General features: G+C 51.5%; 16 protein-coding genes. 15 read left to right on the forward strand and 1 reads right to left on the reverse strand.

Annotated features, from left to right (window positions below; translation table 11 throughout):
* The 7 genes from WMO20_RS13455 to WMO20_RS13485 form a co-directional block, all read left to right on the forward strand.
* Positions 1-1,248, forward strand: a 1,248-nt coding sequence (locus WMO20_RS13455) for a helicase-related protein (protein ID WP_349187185.1), incomplete at its 5' end; no start/stop codon positions are given.
* Positions 1,245-1,577 (forward strand): plasmid mobilization protein, encoded by a 333-nt coding sequence (locus WMO20_RS13460; protein ID WP_118657517.1) that lies wholly within the window; start codon positions 1,245-1,247, stop codon positions 1,575-1,577. The genes WMO20_RS13455 and WMO20_RS13460, both read left to right, overlap by 4 nt.
* Before the next feature lie 101 nt (positions 1,578-1,678).
* Positions 1,679-1,954: a hypothetical protein gene (locus tag WMO20_RS13465; RefSeq protein WP_349187187.1), complete on the forward strand. Its 276-nt coding sequence runs from the start codon at positions 1,679-1,681 to the stop codon at positions 1,952-1,954.
* Positions 1,955-1,965: 11 nt separating this feature from the next.
* A complete protein-coding gene (locus WMO20_RS13470) occupies positions 1,966-2,229 on the forward strand; it encodes a hypothetical protein (protein ID WP_349187188.1) in 264 nt (87 codons plus the stop codon).
* A gap of 52 nt (positions 2,230-2,281) precedes the next feature.
* On the forward strand, positions 2,282-3,664 hold the full coding sequence (locus tag WMO20_RS13475) for a relaxase/mobilization nuclease domain-containing protein (RefSeq protein ID WP_349187189.1): 1,383 nt from the start codon (positions 2,282-2,284) through the stop codon (positions 3,662-3,664).
* Between the two features lie 286 nt (positions 3,665-3,950).
* Positions 3,951-4,769 (forward strand): MerR family transcriptional regulator, encoded by an 819-nt coding sequence (locus WMO20_RS13480; protein WP_120079433.1) that lies wholly within the window; start codon positions 3,951-3,953, stop codon positions 4,767-4,769.
* A gap of 181 nt (positions 4,770-4,950) precedes the next feature.
* The gene (locus tag WMO20_RS13485; protein WP_349187190.1) at positions 4,951-7,014 is read left to right on the forward strand and encodes an FAD-binding protein; all 2,064 of its coding nucleotides are present in this window, start codon (positions 4,951-4,953) and stop codon (positions 7,012-7,014) included.
* A gap of 279 nt (positions 7,015-7,293) precedes the next feature.
* Here the strand turns inward: WMO20_RS13485 and WMO20_RS13490 are convergent, their stop codons facing one another.
* Entirely contained in the window at positions 7,294-7,728 is a 435-nt protein-coding gene (locus WMO20_RS13490) for an Rrf2 family transcriptional regulator (RefSeq protein ID WP_349187192.1), read from the reverse strand.
* 127 nt (positions 7,729-7,855) lie between these two features.
* Here WMO20_RS13490 and WMO20_RS13495 point away from each other — a divergent pair, with 127 nt between their 5' ends.
* The 8 genes from WMO20_RS13495 (at position 7,856) to WMO20_RS13530 (ending at position 14,798) form a co-directional block, all read left to right on the forward strand.
* The gene (locus WMO20_RS13495; protein ID WP_349187193.1) at positions 7,856-8,836 is read left to right on the forward strand and encodes an SIR2 family NAD-dependent protein deacylase; all 981 of its coding nucleotides are present in this window, start codon (positions 7,856-7,858) and stop codon (positions 8,834-8,836) included.
* On the forward strand, positions 8,833-9,714 hold the full coding sequence (locus WMO20_RS13500; RefSeq protein WP_349187194.1) for an SIR2 family NAD-dependent protein deacylase: 882 nt from the start codon (positions 8,833-8,835) through the stop codon (positions 9,712-9,714). The genes WMO20_RS13495 and WMO20_RS13500 overlap by 4 nt, the downstream gene beginning before the upstream one ends.
* 16 nt (positions 9,715-9,730) lie before the next feature.
* Entirely contained in the window at positions 9,731-10,567 is an 837-nt protein-coding gene (locus WMO20_RS13505; RefSeq protein WP_349187195.1) for an SIR2 family NAD-dependent protein deacylase, read from the forward strand.
* A 300-nt stretch (positions 10,568-10,867) separates the two neighbouring features.
* On the forward strand, positions 10,868-11,737 hold the full coding sequence (locus WMO20_RS13510) for a patatin family protein (protein ID WP_349187196.1): 870 nt from the start codon (positions 10,868-10,870) through the stop codon (positions 11,735-11,737).
* Between the two features lie 493 nt (positions 11,738-12,230).
* Positions 12,231-12,935 carry a lantibiotic protection ABC transporter ATP-binding protein gene (locus WMO20_RS13515; protein WP_173722862.1) on the forward strand — a complete coding sequence of 235 codons (705 nt, stop codon included), beginning with the start codon at positions 12,231-12,233 and terminating at the stop codon, positions 12,933-12,935.
* A complete protein-coding gene (locus WMO20_RS13520; RefSeq protein WP_349187197.1) occupies positions 12,936-13,682 on the forward strand; it encodes a lantibiotic immunity ABC transporter MutE/EpiE family permease subunit in 747 nt (248 codons plus the stop codon).
* 2 nt (positions 13,683-13,684) lie between these two features.
* Complete coding sequence (locus WMO20_RS13525) at positions 13,685-14,428, forward strand: lantibiotic immunity ABC transporter MutG family permease subunit (RefSeq protein ID WP_349187198.1); 744 nt, start codon at positions 13,685-13,687, stop codon at positions 14,426-14,428.
* Positions 14,421-14,798, forward strand: a complete 378-nt coding sequence (locus WMO20_RS13530; protein ID WP_349187200.1) for a NisI/SpaI family lantibiotic immunity lipoprotein — start codon at positions 14,421-14,423, stop codon at positions 14,796-14,798. Before WMO20_RS13525 ends, WMO20_RS13530 begins: the two co-directional genes overlap by 8 nt.
* Positions 14,799-14,900 lie beyond the last annotated feature (102 nt).

A 14,900-nucleotide genomic window follows, 5' to 3' on the forward strand; every position in this document is an offset into this window, starting at 1 on the left:
GACGGCAACTTTAACGTGTACGATGATATTCGCAAAAAGCTGGTCGCTGCCGGTGTGCCGGAAAACGAGATCGAGTTTATCCACAACGCTGACACCGAAGCGAAAAAGGCGGCATTGTTCTCCAAAGTGCGCTCTGGCGATGTGCGAGTTTTGCTCGGAAGCACTGCAAAAATGGGAGCGGGCACCAACGTCCAGTCCCGACTTGTGGCGGTGCATCATCTGGATGTTGGCTGGAAGCCCAGCGACATGACCCAGCGCAATGGTCGCATCATCCGTCAGGGCAATATGAATAAGGAAGTCAAGGTGTTCAATTACGTCACGGAAGGGACATTTGACTCGTACTTGTTTCAGACCCTTGAGAATAAACAGCGATTTATCTCGCAGATTATGACCAGCAAATCCCCGGTTCGCTCCTGCGAGGATGTGGACGAGCAGGCGCTTTCCTATGCGGAGATCAAGGCATTGTGTGCCGGAAACCCGCTCATCAAGGAAAAGATGGACTTGGACGTTCAGGTCGCCAAGCTGAAGGTTCTGAAAGCCGACCACCAGAGCCAGAAATATCGTCTGGAAGACAAATTGCTGACGCAGTTCCCGGCAGATATTCAGCAGCAGAGAGCGCATATTTCCGCACTGAAAACCGATGCGGAAACGGCTGCGGCCCATCCGCAGGACAAGGAAAACTTCTGCGGGATGACCATCAAGGGCATGATGTTCGATGACAAAAAGACTGCCGGTGAACGGTTGATTCTGGCGGCAAAAGAACTTCCCGACACAGAGCCTGTTGTGCTGGGCGAGTACCGCGGCTTTGAGCTTTCGGTGCGCTATGAGCCGGTCCGGAACGAGCAGCAGGCGGTGCTGAAAGGCAAGGCGATTTATCCGGTGGCACTTGGTGCCGACCCGCACGGCAATATCACCCGACTGGACAACCTGCTGGCCGGTTTTGATGAGCGCATTGCCAATGCAGAAAACCGACTGGAGAATCTGCTGCAGCAGCAGACGGCGGCACAGGCAGAAGTGGAAAAGCCTTTTCCGCAGGAAGAAGAACTGGCACAAAAATCTGCACGGCTGGCTGAACTGAATGCACAGCTGGATGTGGACGAAAAACATCACGAGCCGGAGATGGAAGAAATGCCGGATGAGGAATCTGCGCGCCCTTCCGTGCTGGCCGCCCTGAACGAAAAGTCGGATAAGGAGGAACCGGTCAAGCCGTTCCGCAGCTACTCGGACCGGGATGGTGATGCCCGATGAGAGAAAAGAGGGACGAGATTCTGATCCTGCGCATCACAAAAACCGAAAAGAATCGGATTTACGAAAAGATGTATGGCATGGGCATCCGCAGTCTGAGTGCGTATATCCGCAAAATGGCATTGGACGGATACTGCTTGAATCTTGACCTGCCGCAGCTGCGCCGGATGTCGTACCTGCTTCAGAATTGCAGCAACAATCTGAATCAGGTGGCAAAACGTGTGAATGAAAGCAATCAGCTTTATGCTGCAGACATTGAAGATTTGCGGCATCGGCTGGACGAGCTGATTGGCATCGGAAAACAGATTCTTTCCAAACTGTCTGAACTTTAACTTTTTTCCGCAGAGAGGAGCTGCGGATTACATATCGATTGACATCCTTGCAATGGATGCGGAGATACCTTTATAATAAGGGCGAAAGGCAGGTGCTCGATATGAGGTTCATTTTTAAGATGGTCATTCTTCCGCTTTCGCTGCTTACGGCTTTCCTTGCGCTGATGCTGAAATTGACATTGAATCTGTCGGCATTTGTGCTTGCGCTGCCGATGCTGTATATTTTTGGCTGCGGACTTTATACTCTTTATTGTAGGGAATGGACACAGTTCCTGATCCTTTTTGTGGCAGAGTTCGGGTGCTTTTTGCTCATCGTGGCAGGAACGGCGATTGTGGAAGCCGTCGAGCGATTCAGCGAATGGCTTACGGAACTGTAATGGAGGAAACGATGGATAAAGATAAAATGCTGGATTATTTCAATGACCGTGAGACAACGCTTTTTCGGGATGAATTGGGAAGCAATGCACGGTATCACGAACTCCTGCAGAAAAAACTGGCAGCGGAAGACGCACACCGGAAAATGGTGGGCGAAGCAGCATGGAAGCAGTATCTTCAGCTGGATGAGATCTGCAATGAGCTGGAAAGCGTACGATATCAGGCAATGTATCTGGCCGGGGCCGCTGATTTTGAAAAGTTGTTTCGTCAATCCTGATGAATGATATGCCGCCTTCGGGCGGCTTTTTCTTTATGGGGGGTGGTTTGAGGTGGCAGCAACACGGCTGATTGCGCTGCATAAAAACAAGGGAAAGTCTGTTGCGGCTTGCTTGAAAAGCCGCACCGACTATGCACAAAACCCGGATAAAACGGAGCAGGGGCAGCTTGTAAGCAGTTATAAATGCAGCCCCTTGACTGTAGATGAAGAATTTATGCTGTCCAAGCGGCAGTACGAACTTGTTACAGGGCGCAGACAGAAAAATGACGTGATTGCATATCAGATTCGGCAGTCCTTCAAACCCGGAGAAATCACCGCAGAGGAGGCTAACAAGGTGGGCTACGAACTGGCCATGCGCTTTACCAAGGGCAAGCACGCCTTTGTAGTGGCAACGCACACTGACCGGCAGCACATCCACAACCATGTGATCTTCAATTCTATGGCACTGGATGGCACTAGAAAGTTCCGGGATTTTTTCTTTTCGGCGTTGGCAGTGCAGCGGTTGAGCGACCTGATTTGTCTGGAACACCAGTTGTCTGTTATTGAAAAGAAACCCTACCGGGAACGGCAGAAGCGCATCGTCTACCCGCCTAAGGAGAGCAACCGTGACCGCCTGTGCGGAATCATCGACACAATCCTTGCAGAAAAACCGGGGGATTACGAAGCGTTTCTGCAAAAGCTGGAGCAGCAGGGCTATGAGGTCAAGCGTGGCAAGCATACGGCAGTGAAGGGCAAGGGGCAGAAACGATTTATCCGTTTCCGCACACTGGGTACCGGCTACGGCGAGGACGAGATCAAGGCGGTGCTGGAGGGAAAGGCGAAGCACCAGCCGCACCAGAAGCAGCCGCTCAAAGAACAGTCGTTCCAGTTGCTGGTGGACATTCAGGGAAAAATGGCAGAGGGCAAAAGCGTCGGCTACAAAAAGTGGGCGACCAAGTTCAACCTGAAAGAAATGTCCAAAACGCTGCTGTTTTTACAGGAGCAGAAAATCGGCAGTGCCGAGGAACTGCGGGAACGTGCAGCGGCGGCAACCGAACGCTATCATACCATGGGCAATTCTATCAAGGCAGCAGAAGCGAGGTTGACGGAAATTGCGGTAATGAAAACGCACATCATCAACTATGCCAAGACCCGCTCGGCCTACGATTCCTACCGCAAGTCAGGGTACAGTAAAAAGTTTTTGGATGCCCACCGGGAGGAGATTACCTTGCACAAGGCGGCAAAAGCTGCCTTTGACGAGGCCGGGCTGCAAAAGCTGCCGAAGGTCAAGGAGTTGGACGCAGAGTTCGCAGAACTGCTGACTAAGAAGAAAGCAGCCTACCCGGACTATCGCAAAGCACGGGACGAGATGCAGGAACTGGTCCGGGCACAGAAAAACGTGGAACGATTTTTTGCGGAGGAAAAGGACACCACCGAAAAAACGCAGACCCGCTAAACGAATACCGCCGAGGAGCTTTCCCAGTTGGGAGGCATCCTCGGCGGATTTTTGTTTATGCAGCAGGTTTAAGATGTTGGATTTATTCTGTTAAAACTCAGTCCTACTCTCTGCCGGTCACGGCATCCAAGTCAACGCCCTGTTTTTGCTGCCCGGTATTTTCCGGCGGAGAACGGCAAGGTTTTTTTACTTGAAACGGTGCGCGGATACGATATAATAAGGATGGATAGAAAAATAACATTCGAGCAGCTCTAAGGTTTTGCTGCCCGGAAAGGAGCTTACTGTTATGCGCTATACCATCAGTGAGATGGCATCTCTGCTTGGTGTCACAACCCATACTTTGCGCTACTACGAAAAAATGGGCCTGATTCACCCCGAGGTCAACGAGGATACCGGCTACCGTTACTATACAGTCACTGATACCCGGCGGTTCAACCTGTGCAGGGAACTGCGGGCGGCAGAGCTCTCGCTGGAAGAATGCCGAGAGCTGATCGGCGCACCCACGGTGGAGCAGAGCGACGCCATGTTCAACCATCAGATCGCCCAGCTGCGGCGCAGGCAGGTGCTGGACGAACTGGCCATCCGTTTTTTGGAACACAAGCGGGAGCAGTACCGCACACTGGAACAGAATGCTGGGCGCATCTGGGTGCAGAATTTCCCGGAAATGTGGCGACTGACCTTCTCACAGGAAGAAGCAGCAGACCGGGATAAAGAATTGCAGCAGGAAAAGGCTGAATGGCTGGAATGTATGCCTGCGACCCGCTGGGTGAGCCGCCTGCCCCGGCGGGTGATGGAGCAGTTTCGGGTGGGACGCAACGAGTACGACTACGGCCTTATGATTGAGGCCGATGCCGCCCGCAGGCTGGGGCTGAAGCGCACAAAGCATGTGGAGGTGGTGTGCGGCGGAGACTATCTGACTACCATTTGGAAAAAGGATTATCGCGGGTCCTTTGGGTGGGACTCGCTGGACGACCTGCATGCGGAGATCGTGCAGCGCGGGTTCCGTGCGGTGGGCGAGACCTTCAGCAGCATCGCTGCTAGCCGGGAGCAGCCCGATGGGAGCATCGTGAATTACCACCTGACGCGGACAAAAATATATACATAAAATTGCAATATCACGAGAATTTGTTATATCAGACAAATTCTTGTGATATTTTTGTCAAAATGGCCCTTGACCTTCGCGCGGCTCTAACGTGTAAGCTTTGTTTATCAAGTAACAAAGTCTGCGGACTTTGCTGCCAAACACGGATCACACGAAGAAAAAAGAAAAGGCAAGGAGAACGATTATGAGCGAAAAGATTTCTCGTCGCAACTTCCTGCGCACTGCTACCTTGGGTGCAGCTGCCGCAGGCCTGCTGGCCGGCTGCGGCAACAGCGCAGCTGCTGGCAGCACCGCTGCCAGCACTGCTGCCGGTACCTATACCGCAGGCACCTACAGCGCCACTGCTACCGGCATCAACACCACAACGCCTGTCACTGTGACCATGACCTTCAATGCAGATACCATTACCGATGTGCAGATCGATGTGGCAAACGAAACCAAGGGCTACGGTGCCGATATCGCCGATGAGATGGTGAAGAAGATCTTGGATGCACAGTCCAGCGAGGTGGATGGCCACTCCGGCGCTACCATCACCTCCGACGCCATCAAAAAGGCTGCCGAGAGCTGCATCAATCAGGCCAAGGGCGTGGCCGTTGCCCCCACCGAGGCCAACAAGGCTGAGACCGTTGTGCCCGAAGGACTGACCACCGAGGAAGTGGAGTCCTCTGTCTGTGAGCTAGGCGACATCACCCCTGACGAGACTAAAGACTTTGACGTGGTCGTTGTGGGTGCCGGTGCTGCCGGTGTGCCTGCTGCCGGCTGGGCAGCTGAACTGGGCGGCCATGTGGCATTGCTGCAAAAGCAGAGCGTCGTGGTCAGCCAAGGCAACTGCGGTTCCGCCATCATCAAGTCCAAGTCCACCGAGGTTGGCAAGAAGATGTGGGTGCACATGACCAACAGCCTGTGCGACTGGCGCTCCAATACCGATATCCTGAACGCTTATGTCGAGAACTCCGAAGAGGCCCTGATGTGGTACCTGAACCGCGCCGGTCTGACCGATGAGACAGAGTACGGCGACGGCAGCAAGGTGGACAGCAATGCAAACCCCTCTGATCTGCTGCACAATGACGAGAAGGGAATCTTTGCCTACATGTGCACCAGTCAAGACCTGACAGGTGTGTGGAAGGACCGCACTGATACCTACGACTTCGGCAGCGAGCACTGCTACTTCTTTGCTCCGTGGATCGGCCCCAAGCCCCAGAATGTGGGCAACGTGCTGGCAGCCGTTCTGGAGAATGTGCAGGCCAAGAACTCCAATCTGGAGACCTTCTTCAATACCCCTGCTGTCAAACTGGTGCATGAGAATGGCAAGGTGACCGGCGTTATCGCCAAGGACGACAGCGGCAAGTACATCCAGTTCAACGCCTCCAAGGGTGTCATTCTGGCAACCGGTGATTACATGAACAACGATGCCATGGTCAAGCGCTGGTGCCCGGACATCGACGGCTACGACAAGAAGCAGTACCAGAAGACCGGTGACGGTTACATCATGGCCATTGACGCCGGCGCCAAGATGGAGAATCTGGGCCACACCAAGATGATGCATGACTTCGACTCCGGCCTGATGTACGAGGAACCCTTCCTGTATGTCAACATGGAGGGCAAGCGCTTCTGCAACGAGGATACCGGCTTTGTTTACATGGGCAACATCACCAAGTATCTGCCCAAGTTCAACGGTGACAATGTGGACGCAAACCACCCGGACGGCTCTCTGGGCTGGTACTGCCAGATCTACGACAGCGACTACATGAACTACGCCAACAGCCCGGTGCCGGAGCAGGTGATGACGAAGTATATCCCCGGTGCGGTGGAGAACCCGCAGGGTGTTTTTGCCAACCTGATCGACACCTACAAGGCTGATACCATTGAAGAACTGGCTGGTCTGCTGGGTATCCCCGCCGATGAGCTGCAAAAGACCATCGACCGCTACAACGAGCTGTGCGACAAGGGCAGCGATGTGGACTTTGGTAAGAAGAGCACCTATATGCACAAGATCGAGAAGGCTCCCTTCTGGGGTATCCGCAAGCACATCCGCGTGTCTGCCATTTGCGCCGGTGTGAACACCAACGCCAACGGTCAGGCACTGGACACTGACGGTAACGTCATCGACGGCCTGTACTGCGTGGGCAATGTAGGCGGTGTGTTCTACGGCGGTGCAGACTATCCGTTCCACCAGACCGGTCTGTCTCTGGGTCGTTGCTACACCTTTGGTATGCTGGCTGCAAAGCATGCTATGGGCCAGCTGTAATTAAGAAAAAGCTGATTTTGGGGCTGTTGCAAAATAGCATCCCTTTATCGCAAAGCCGATCAATCTGAATATTTTTGTACCGCCCCTCCGAAAATATCGTTGATGCGGATAGAAAGCTGTACAGAAGGACGTTCTCAGACTGCAGCACACTTGATAAACGAATACCGCCGAGGACTCTTCCCATTGTGGAGGTGTCCTCGGCGGTTTTTTTGTATATAGGGCAGAAATTCTTGACCGTTTTTTATGGAAGAGTTTCTGAGAATCAATCTGTCATAAACGCTACAAGAGCATCCCTTCTAACTTCATGTGATATTGTTCCAGCACATCTTTCAGCGTGATTTCTTGCATTCTTTGTTCCGCTGTTTTTTGAATGTCCAAGTAAAAATCCCGCAGCACCAGTTGGATATTTACACCCACGCCACAGGCAGGATTGGTGTGGATGTCCTGATGGAGCAGTGGCTTGTCGCCCTCTACTGCCCGATAGGCATCCAGTAGAGTGATTTTCTCCGGCTCACGAGCCAGAGCAGGTCGGGGATGTCCCTTCACGCTGACCAGCAGTCCACCCTTCCGCAGGGCGGACATGAGCTGGCGCACATAGGCAGGATTCGTCTGAATGCTCTCTGCCAGCTTGTCACTGGTCAGGTCGCAGTTTGGGTACAGAGCGATAAAAGCCAGAATATGAACAGCATCGCTAAGGCGGGTGGGATATTTCATTGTCTGATCTCCTTTTTTACTTTGATGTTATTTTTATTATAACAACATATTGACAGCAGCGCAAGAGGATGCTAAAATGTTTTGAAGTAAGAATAAAAATAACACCCACTTGAAAGGAATGGTAAAAATGAACTTCTATGATGATCTGGTCATGCAGACCCAGATGAATTATTCCAGGCACTATCATATCTATGCTTCCGGCGGTACGCCTTATCAGCTGACTGACAAAAAGCCGCTGCCGTATAGCGAACAGATCCATCGTTTGGTACAGGAGGTAAAGGAAGCTGACTGTGTGGTAGTGGGCGGGGCCTCCGGCCTGTCCGCTGCCGGTGGCGGAGATTTTTACTACGAGGACAACGACTCCTACCGCAAATACTTCCGCCCTTTTGCCGAGAAGTACCACTTCAAAGGTGCTTTTGCAGGGATGATGCACCCCTGGAAGACAAGGGAAGAGTATTGGGGGTATCTCGCCACTTTCCTTCACACCACCCAGACCGCACCGGTGCGTCATCCCTATCTGGATTTAGACGCTTTGCTGAAGGGCAAGGACTTCTTCATCCTCACCACGAACCAGGATACCCAGTTTGTCAAACTTTACCCGGAGGAGAAGGTGGCAGAAATCCAGGGGGATCACCGCTTCTTCCAGTGTGCCGCCTGTTGTACCGATGACACTTGGGATGCGATAAAGCCGGTGGCTGATATGGTAGCCGCTATGGGGGATGGCACGAAGATTCCCACGGATCTTATTCCCCGGTGCCCCCACTGCGGCGGCGAGGCATTCCCTTGGGTGCGAGGATATGGGAATTTTCTGCAAGGAAAGAAATACGAAGAACAGTACGAAAAAATTTCTCGCTATGTGCTGGAACACAAAGACAGCAAAATTCTGTTCCTGGAGCTGGGCGTTGGTCGAATGACTCCCATGTTTATCCAAGAACCTTTCTGGAACATGACCCTCAGCTTTCCACATACTCGGTATATTGCTGTCAACAACAAGTATGACTTCCTGCCCAAGCAGTTGGAGGACAAGGGCATGACCATTGTGGCCGACATTGCTCAAGTGCTACGGGATGCACGGGATACCATGGACAGCGGAGATAACGATCGATGAGGGTTGCAAACCAAGCGACGCTTCAGGAACTTGCCGAGCGTATTGATCAAGCAGATGCTGTTGTGATCGGAGGCGGCTCCGGCCTGTCAAGCGCGGCTGGATACGACCACTACCATTGGTCCCCAGCACTTTCGGAGGCATTGGCTCCCTTTCGCGAACAGTATGGCTTTACCTCTCCGCTGGCTGGATTCTACCATTGCTTTTCCAGCTATGGAGAACAGTGGGGGTATTACAGTCAATATATCCGCTTCATGTGGGAAGCCCCTACTGGGCAGCCCTATCTGGACCTGCAGGCGCTTGTTGCGGATAAACCTGCTTTTGTTCTGACCACCAATGTGGATCAGCAGTTTTTTCGAGTATTTCCCCAGAAACAAATTTGCGCCTTTCAGGGAGACTTTAGCTACTGCCAATGCAGTCAGCCCTGCCGGGATGATATTGGGGAAAACCGCGAACTGGTGAAGGAACTGACTGGTTGCTTGGTAGGTGTTCGCCTGCCGGAGGAGGCTGTTCCTCGTTGCCCGGATTGCGGGCGAGTGCTGGTGCCCTGGGTAAGAGATTATACCTTCCTGGAGGGAACCTTCTGGCAGGATAGTCTGCACCGCTACCATAGCTTCCTGCGACACTGGATAATGGATCAGTCCGACAAAAAAGTCCTGCTGTTGGAACTTGGCGTGGGTGAGATGACGCCCAGCATCATCAAATTGCCCTTCTGGGAACTTACTGCCAAAAACGAAAACGTCTTTTATGCATGTCTTAATCGAGAGGCAGCTCATAGGCCAGAGCATCTGCGGGGGCGTAGCCTGTATCTGCAAGGAGATTTGGCGGAAACTCTAGCTGCCCTCCGGAAGGTGCGATCCATCGCAGCAACCATAAAATAGAAAGGAGCGAACGAATATGATTGATTGGAATCCTATTGCGAAAAAATTCAGAGAAGCGGACGCTATCCTGATCGGGGCCAGTAACGGCCTGTCCATCACCGAGGGACTGCATTTGTTTGCGGACAATGCGGCCTTTGAAAAACTGTTTGGGGATTTCAAACAAAAATACGGCTTACGTTGTATTTTGCAGGGCATGATGGCCGGATGGCCCAGCGAGGAGGAAAAGTGGGCCTTCTGGGCTCGGCTCATCCATCATTACTGCGGGCAGTACCAGCCTACGCCGGTGATGAACGATTTGAAGGCCATTGTGGGAGAGAAAGATTGCTTTGTCGTCACATCAAACGGAGAAGGTCACTTTGAACTGTGTGGCTTCGATCCGACGAAAATCTATGAGATCGAGGGCAACTGGTTTACGATGCAGTGTGCCCGCCCCTGCCACGACACCCTCTATTCAAGTTTAGAGGTGGCCGAAAAATTATCCGCTGCCGAACAGGGCGGCCATGTGCCTACAGAGTGGGTGCCGCGCTGTCCCAAGTGCGGAGGTCCCATGGACATCCACATGGGCGCGGGTCAGAGAATGATTCCGGATACCGCTGCTCAGGCACGGTTCCAAAACTTTCTGAAAACCTACCACGGGAAGAAACTGGTGGTTCTGGAGCTGGGCATTGGCTGGCGTAATCAACTGATCAAGGCTCCGATGATGCGCTTGGTGGCCAGCGAGCCAAACGCCACTTATGTGACCATCAATCTGGGGGAGATCTATATTGCGGACAATATCAAAGAGAAGTCCTTCGGACTGGACGGGCGGCTGGATGAGCTGCTGCCTGCTCTCCGGGAGGCGTGCGAGGCATGACGATTTCGGAGCAGGTTCAAAATGACGATACGAATGCAGCGGTTGTCCGAAGGCCAAATGGTACAACCCACTGGCACTTGGCTCAATGTCAATGATATGTACCCCTAATACTGGACACCCAGTATTAGGGGTACATATCACAGAGCACATGATACGCTGGCCTTTTTTGTTTGCCCCCATTGCGGCAGATCCTGCTTTCTGCCGCAAATTGCATCAGATCCCGCCGTTTGCTCAATGAGTATTTCCCGCCGTCCCGTTATACTGGGAGGGAAATGGAATTAAACGATGGAGGAACAGACCATGAAATACGGTGTCATCGATGTGGGTGGCGGCCTGCGGGGCATTTACGGCGCTGGCGTGCTGGACCGCTGTCTGGAGGAGGACCTCCGCTTCGATCTCTGCATCGGCGTTTCGGCGGGCAGCGCCAATATGACGTCCTATCTGGCAGGCCAGCATGGGCGGAACAAGCCCTTTTACGATGAATACTCCTTCCGCAGGGAGTACATGAGCGTGCACAACCTCATCCGCAAGCACTCCTATCTCGATCTAGGCTATGTCTACGGCACCCTCAGCAATGCAGGCGGCGAGAATCCGCTGGATTATTCGGCGCTTGCCCGCAGCCCGGCAGAGCTCTGCGTGGTGGCCGCTAATGCACAGAACGGCGAGGCGCAGTATTTCACAAAGGCAGACCTCCACCCGGACGACTACCGTATCCTCATGGCGTCCTGCTGCATTCCGGTCATCGACCAGCCCTGCGTCATCGACGGCATACCTTATTTTGATGGCGGCTTGGCCGACCCCGTCCCGCTGGAATGGGCCTTTGCCCACGGCTGCGACCGGGTGGCTCTCATCCTGACCAAGCCCATCGGGCTGGTGAGTAGTGATGCCCGGGACAAGCATCTGGCACACCTGCTGCAGTCGCATTACCCCGCTGCAGCCGAGGGGCTGCGCCGCCGGGCATGGCGGTACAACACGGCTGTCCAGCGGGCGCGGGAGCTGGAGCGACAGGGCCTTGTCTGCATCATCGCCCCGGACAGCACCGAGGGAATGTCCACCCTGACCAAGAACCGCGCCTGCCTTGAAAAAATGTACGCCAAAGGCAAACAGGACGCCGAAGCGCTAGTGCGGTGGATGCAAAACACCAAACAAGATGAATCGGTGGGCGCCTAGAGATGAAACCCGTTTACTTCCCTTGACAATATCCGCCCCGGTCATTGTGGATTACTTTTACCATGAGGAAGTGCGTGGCTCAGAAAACAGCGGGCGACGTAACCCCAAAAAATAATTTGTGAAATAAATGGGTTCTGACATGGAGCTGTGCTTCAATGTCAGAACCTTTTTAGCACTGTTTAAGCATCAACATGATCATCATTCAGAGTATGCCATGGTCTATTCCGATGAGATTGAGGACAAGATCGATCAGATCATGTTGGAGCTGAAGCACTGTTATCCTAGGATAAAACACTCACATACCCCGCCGACTATGCGGGAAAAACCTTGAAATATAGGGCTTTTTAAGGCCCTAAATGCGTAGGTTGGTGCTTTGTTGCGATATGCTCCACGGTTACGGTGTATTGTTCATATTCTGTTTTCGGGAATCTTTATGAAATCTTCAAAATTGCCCGGTATGCTATCCGTAGAACCAAAGAAAGGACTTGATTATATGGATATGATTTTGAAAACGACTGACCTCTGCAAAAATTTCAAGGGGCAAATGGCGGTAAACAATGTGTCACTGAACATCCGGCGCAACTCGGTTTATGGTCTGCTGGGGCCGAATGGGGCTGGCAAATCCACGATCTTAAAAATGCTCACCGGCATTTTGCGCCCCACATCGGGAAGCATCGAGTTTGACGGCCACCCGTGGAAGCGGAATGATCTGGAGCATATCGGTGCTTTGATTGAGATGCCCCCGCTTTACGAAAATCTGACTGCATACGAAAATCTCAAAGTCAGAACTACATTGCTCGGCCTGGACGATGCACGAATTAACGAGGTATTGCAAATTGTCCAGCTCACGAATACCGGCAAGAAACGGGCCGGGCAGTTTTCTCTTGGTATGAAGCAGCGGCTTGGTATTGCTATTGCATTGCTGAACAGTCCCCAGCTTTTGATTCTGGATGAACCGACTAACGGCCTTGACCCTTTAGGGATTGAGGAACTTCGAGAGTTAATTCGCTCTTTTCCCTGCAAAGGGATTACAGTTATTTTGTCCAGCCATATTCTGTCAGAAGTCCAGCAGATTGTAGATCATGTGGGTATCATTGCTGGCGGCGTCCTTGGATATGAGGGAGAGCTTCGCGCCGGTGAAGATTTGGAACAACTCTTTATGGATGTTATTCGCAGAAATGGTAAGGAGGGATATTAAATGGAGATGGCATATATTCAGGCAGAGAACCTAAAGCATAAGAGAACTTTCACAAAAACGCTGATCGTTCTGGCCCCGTTTGTAACTGCGCTTATGAACTTTTTTGCTCCTCTTTGGTTCCAGCTCAATTCTTATAATTGGTGGTATATCCTGCTTTATCCTGGATTCCTTACGCTCACCTGTGCCTTGATTGAACAGAGGGATAATGGCAAACTAAAATATCGTGCCGTTGCTTCATTGCCTGTTTCGCAGAACAAAGTCTGGAAAGCAAAAATTGGAGTGGCCGGTATTTACTCCTGTGTGGGGAATTTTATTTTCCTGGCGCTAAATCTGTTGGGCGGTTTTGCAATATTAGTTATCAACGAAATTCCCCTGACAATCGGAATTTGGCAGGCTGCGGCCGGAACAACTTGTATTGTCATTGCAAGCCTATGGGAAGTTCCGCTGTGCTTATGGTTATCAAAAAAAGTTGGTATCTTTGTCACGGTTATTCTTAATGCCGGACTTGGAAGCGTTTTAGGGCTTTTCACGGCTACAACCTCTTTGTGGATGATCTGCCCGTATAGCTGGGTGCCGCATCTTATGATTTCCGTGTTAGGTATTTTGCCTAATGGTGAGCCGGTTGCAGATCAGAGTACGGCAATGGCATTTTGGATGATTATACTTGTATTGGTCATTTCGCTGGCCTGGTTTGCGGCGCTGTCATTTTTAACTGCAAGATGGTTTGAGAAAAAGGAGGTGGGGTAACTATGGTATCTGTGGTTCGCTGCTGGAAAGCAGAATATCAGAAGTGTAGACATAGCATTTTGCTCTATATGCACAGCATGATTCCAATTATATGTGCGGCGATTTTTGCGGGTTACTATCATATATCCAGATGGGAACTGGCAACCAAAATCAGTGCCTATCTGGAAGTGCTGGCCGTTGCGTTCCCGTTTCTGATCGGCATTATTGTGGGCCTGGTTGTTCAGATCGAAAATCAGGCCGGGCATTATCAGCTTTTGTTGGGAACAATCCCATCTCGCACGGCAACGTATATTGGTAAACTTGGTTTTCTGATGATCTGTGCTTTTGGCGCAACATTTTTAGCGTTAGGAACATTCGCTGCACTATATAGGGGTGCTCCGGCAAGCCTTTACCTGAAAGCAGGGATTCTATTGTTGATTACCATGCTTCCCATTTACCTGATTCATTTGTTTGTGGGAATGAGCTTCGGAAAAGGTGCATCTATGGGATTGGGAATTGCAGGGAGTTTAATAGCTGCCCTTATGATAACAGGGCTTGGTGACGCTACATGGAAATATATTCCCTGGGCCTGGGGCGTTCGTGCTATGGATTACACTGTGCTTGCATGGGATAGCCCCCAACTGTATGCACAGGTAAAAACCGATTTTTTCAGCGGTATGATTATTTCTGTATGCTGCACTGTTTGTCTGCTGATTGCCAGTTTGGTTTGGTTTCATGGTTGGGAGGGAGGTAAAAACAGTGAATAAAAAGTGCCTGTTTGCCGTGGTAATTGTGCTTGTAAGTCTTATATGCTTATCGGTCTGCGGTGCGCTCCGCGATACCGCCGATAAAAATAAGGCGTTAAATGAATCTCTGCCGTATTATGAGCTGAACGCCGCAAACTATGATGAAATTTCATATAACGGCCTGACATATACCATAACGGATGAATGTCTTGAAATGTCAGAACTGCAAGAAGAAATCGGGCAGGTATCGAAACGCTTCAAAAATGTGGCGGGGGAAGATTTCAGTTACGGCTACGTTTACAGTATTGTGGATGTGGATATAAGCAATGCCGTAGCTGTAAATATCAACAATGAATATCGGAAAGCTGACATTAAAAATAATGATGAGTAACCTCGACAATGTGGTATAATGGGGCGGGAGACTAACTATTAAAAGTCAAGCCCCAAAATGAAAAAATCCGCCAACCGACCGCTGCCCCTGACAAACAGCATT

Origin of the sequence: Faecalibacterium intestinale (assembly GCF_040096575.1) — a bacterium.
Lineage (GTDB): Bacteria > Bacillota > Clostridia > Oscillospirales > Ruminococcaceae > Faecalibacterium > Faecalibacterium intestinale.

What these genes read in the sequence shown, in the direction of transcription:
- WMO20_RS13500 (WP_349187194.1), top strand. Translation starts at nt 8,833, where the DNA reads ATGAGGGTTGCAAACCAAGCGACGCTTCAGGAACTTGCCGAGCGTATT.
- WMO20_RS13465 (WP_349187187.1), top strand. Translation starts at nt 1,679, where the DNA reads ATGAGGTTCATTTTTAAGATGGTCATTCTTCCGCTTTCGCTGCTTACG.
- WMO20_RS13515 (WP_173722862.1), top strand. Translation starts at nt 12,231, where the DNA reads ATGGATATGATTTTGAAAACGACTGACCTCTGCAAAAATTTCAAGGGG.
- WMO20_RS13480 (WP_120079433.1), top strand. Translation starts at nt 3,951, where the DNA reads ATGCGCTATACCATCAGTGAGATGGCATCTCTGCTTGGTGTCACAACC.
- WMO20_RS13505 (WP_349187195.1), top strand. Translation starts at nt 9,731, where the DNA reads ATGATTGATTGGAATCCTATTGCGAAAAAATTCAGAGAAGCGGACGCT.
- WMO20_RS13495 (WP_349187193.1), top strand. Translation starts at nt 7,856, where the DNA reads ATGAACTTCTATGATGATCTGGTCATGCAGACCCAGATGAATTATTCC.
- WMO20_RS13525 (WP_349187198.1), top strand. Translation starts at nt 13,685, where the DNA reads ATGGTATCTGTGGTTCGCTGCTGGAAAGCAGAATATCAGAAGTGTAGA.
- WMO20_RS13460 (WP_118657517.1), top strand. Translation starts at nt 1,245, where the DNA reads ATGAGAGAAAAGAGGGACGAGATTCTGATCCTGCGCATCACAAAAACC.
- WMO20_RS13520 (WP_349187197.1), top strand. Translation starts at nt 12,936, where the DNA reads ATGGAGATGGCATATATTCAGGCAGAGAACCTAAAGCATAAGAGAACT.
- WMO20_RS13485 (WP_349187190.1), top strand. Translation starts at nt 4,951, where the DNA reads ATGAGCGAAAAGATTTCTCGTCGCAACTTCCTGCGCACTGCTACCTTG.
- WMO20_RS13470 (WP_349187188.1), top strand. Translation starts at nt 1,966, where the DNA reads ATGGATAAAGATAAAATGCTGGATTATTTCAATGACCGTGAGACAACG.
- WMO20_RS13510 (WP_349187196.1), top strand. Translation starts at nt 10,868, where the DNA reads ATGAAATACGGTGTCATCGATGTGGGTGGCGGCCTGCGGGGCATTTAC.
- WMO20_RS13490 (WP_349187192.1), bottom strand. Translation starts at nt 7,728, where the DNA reads ATGAAATATCCCACCCGCCTTAGCGATGCTGTTCATATTCTGGCTTTT.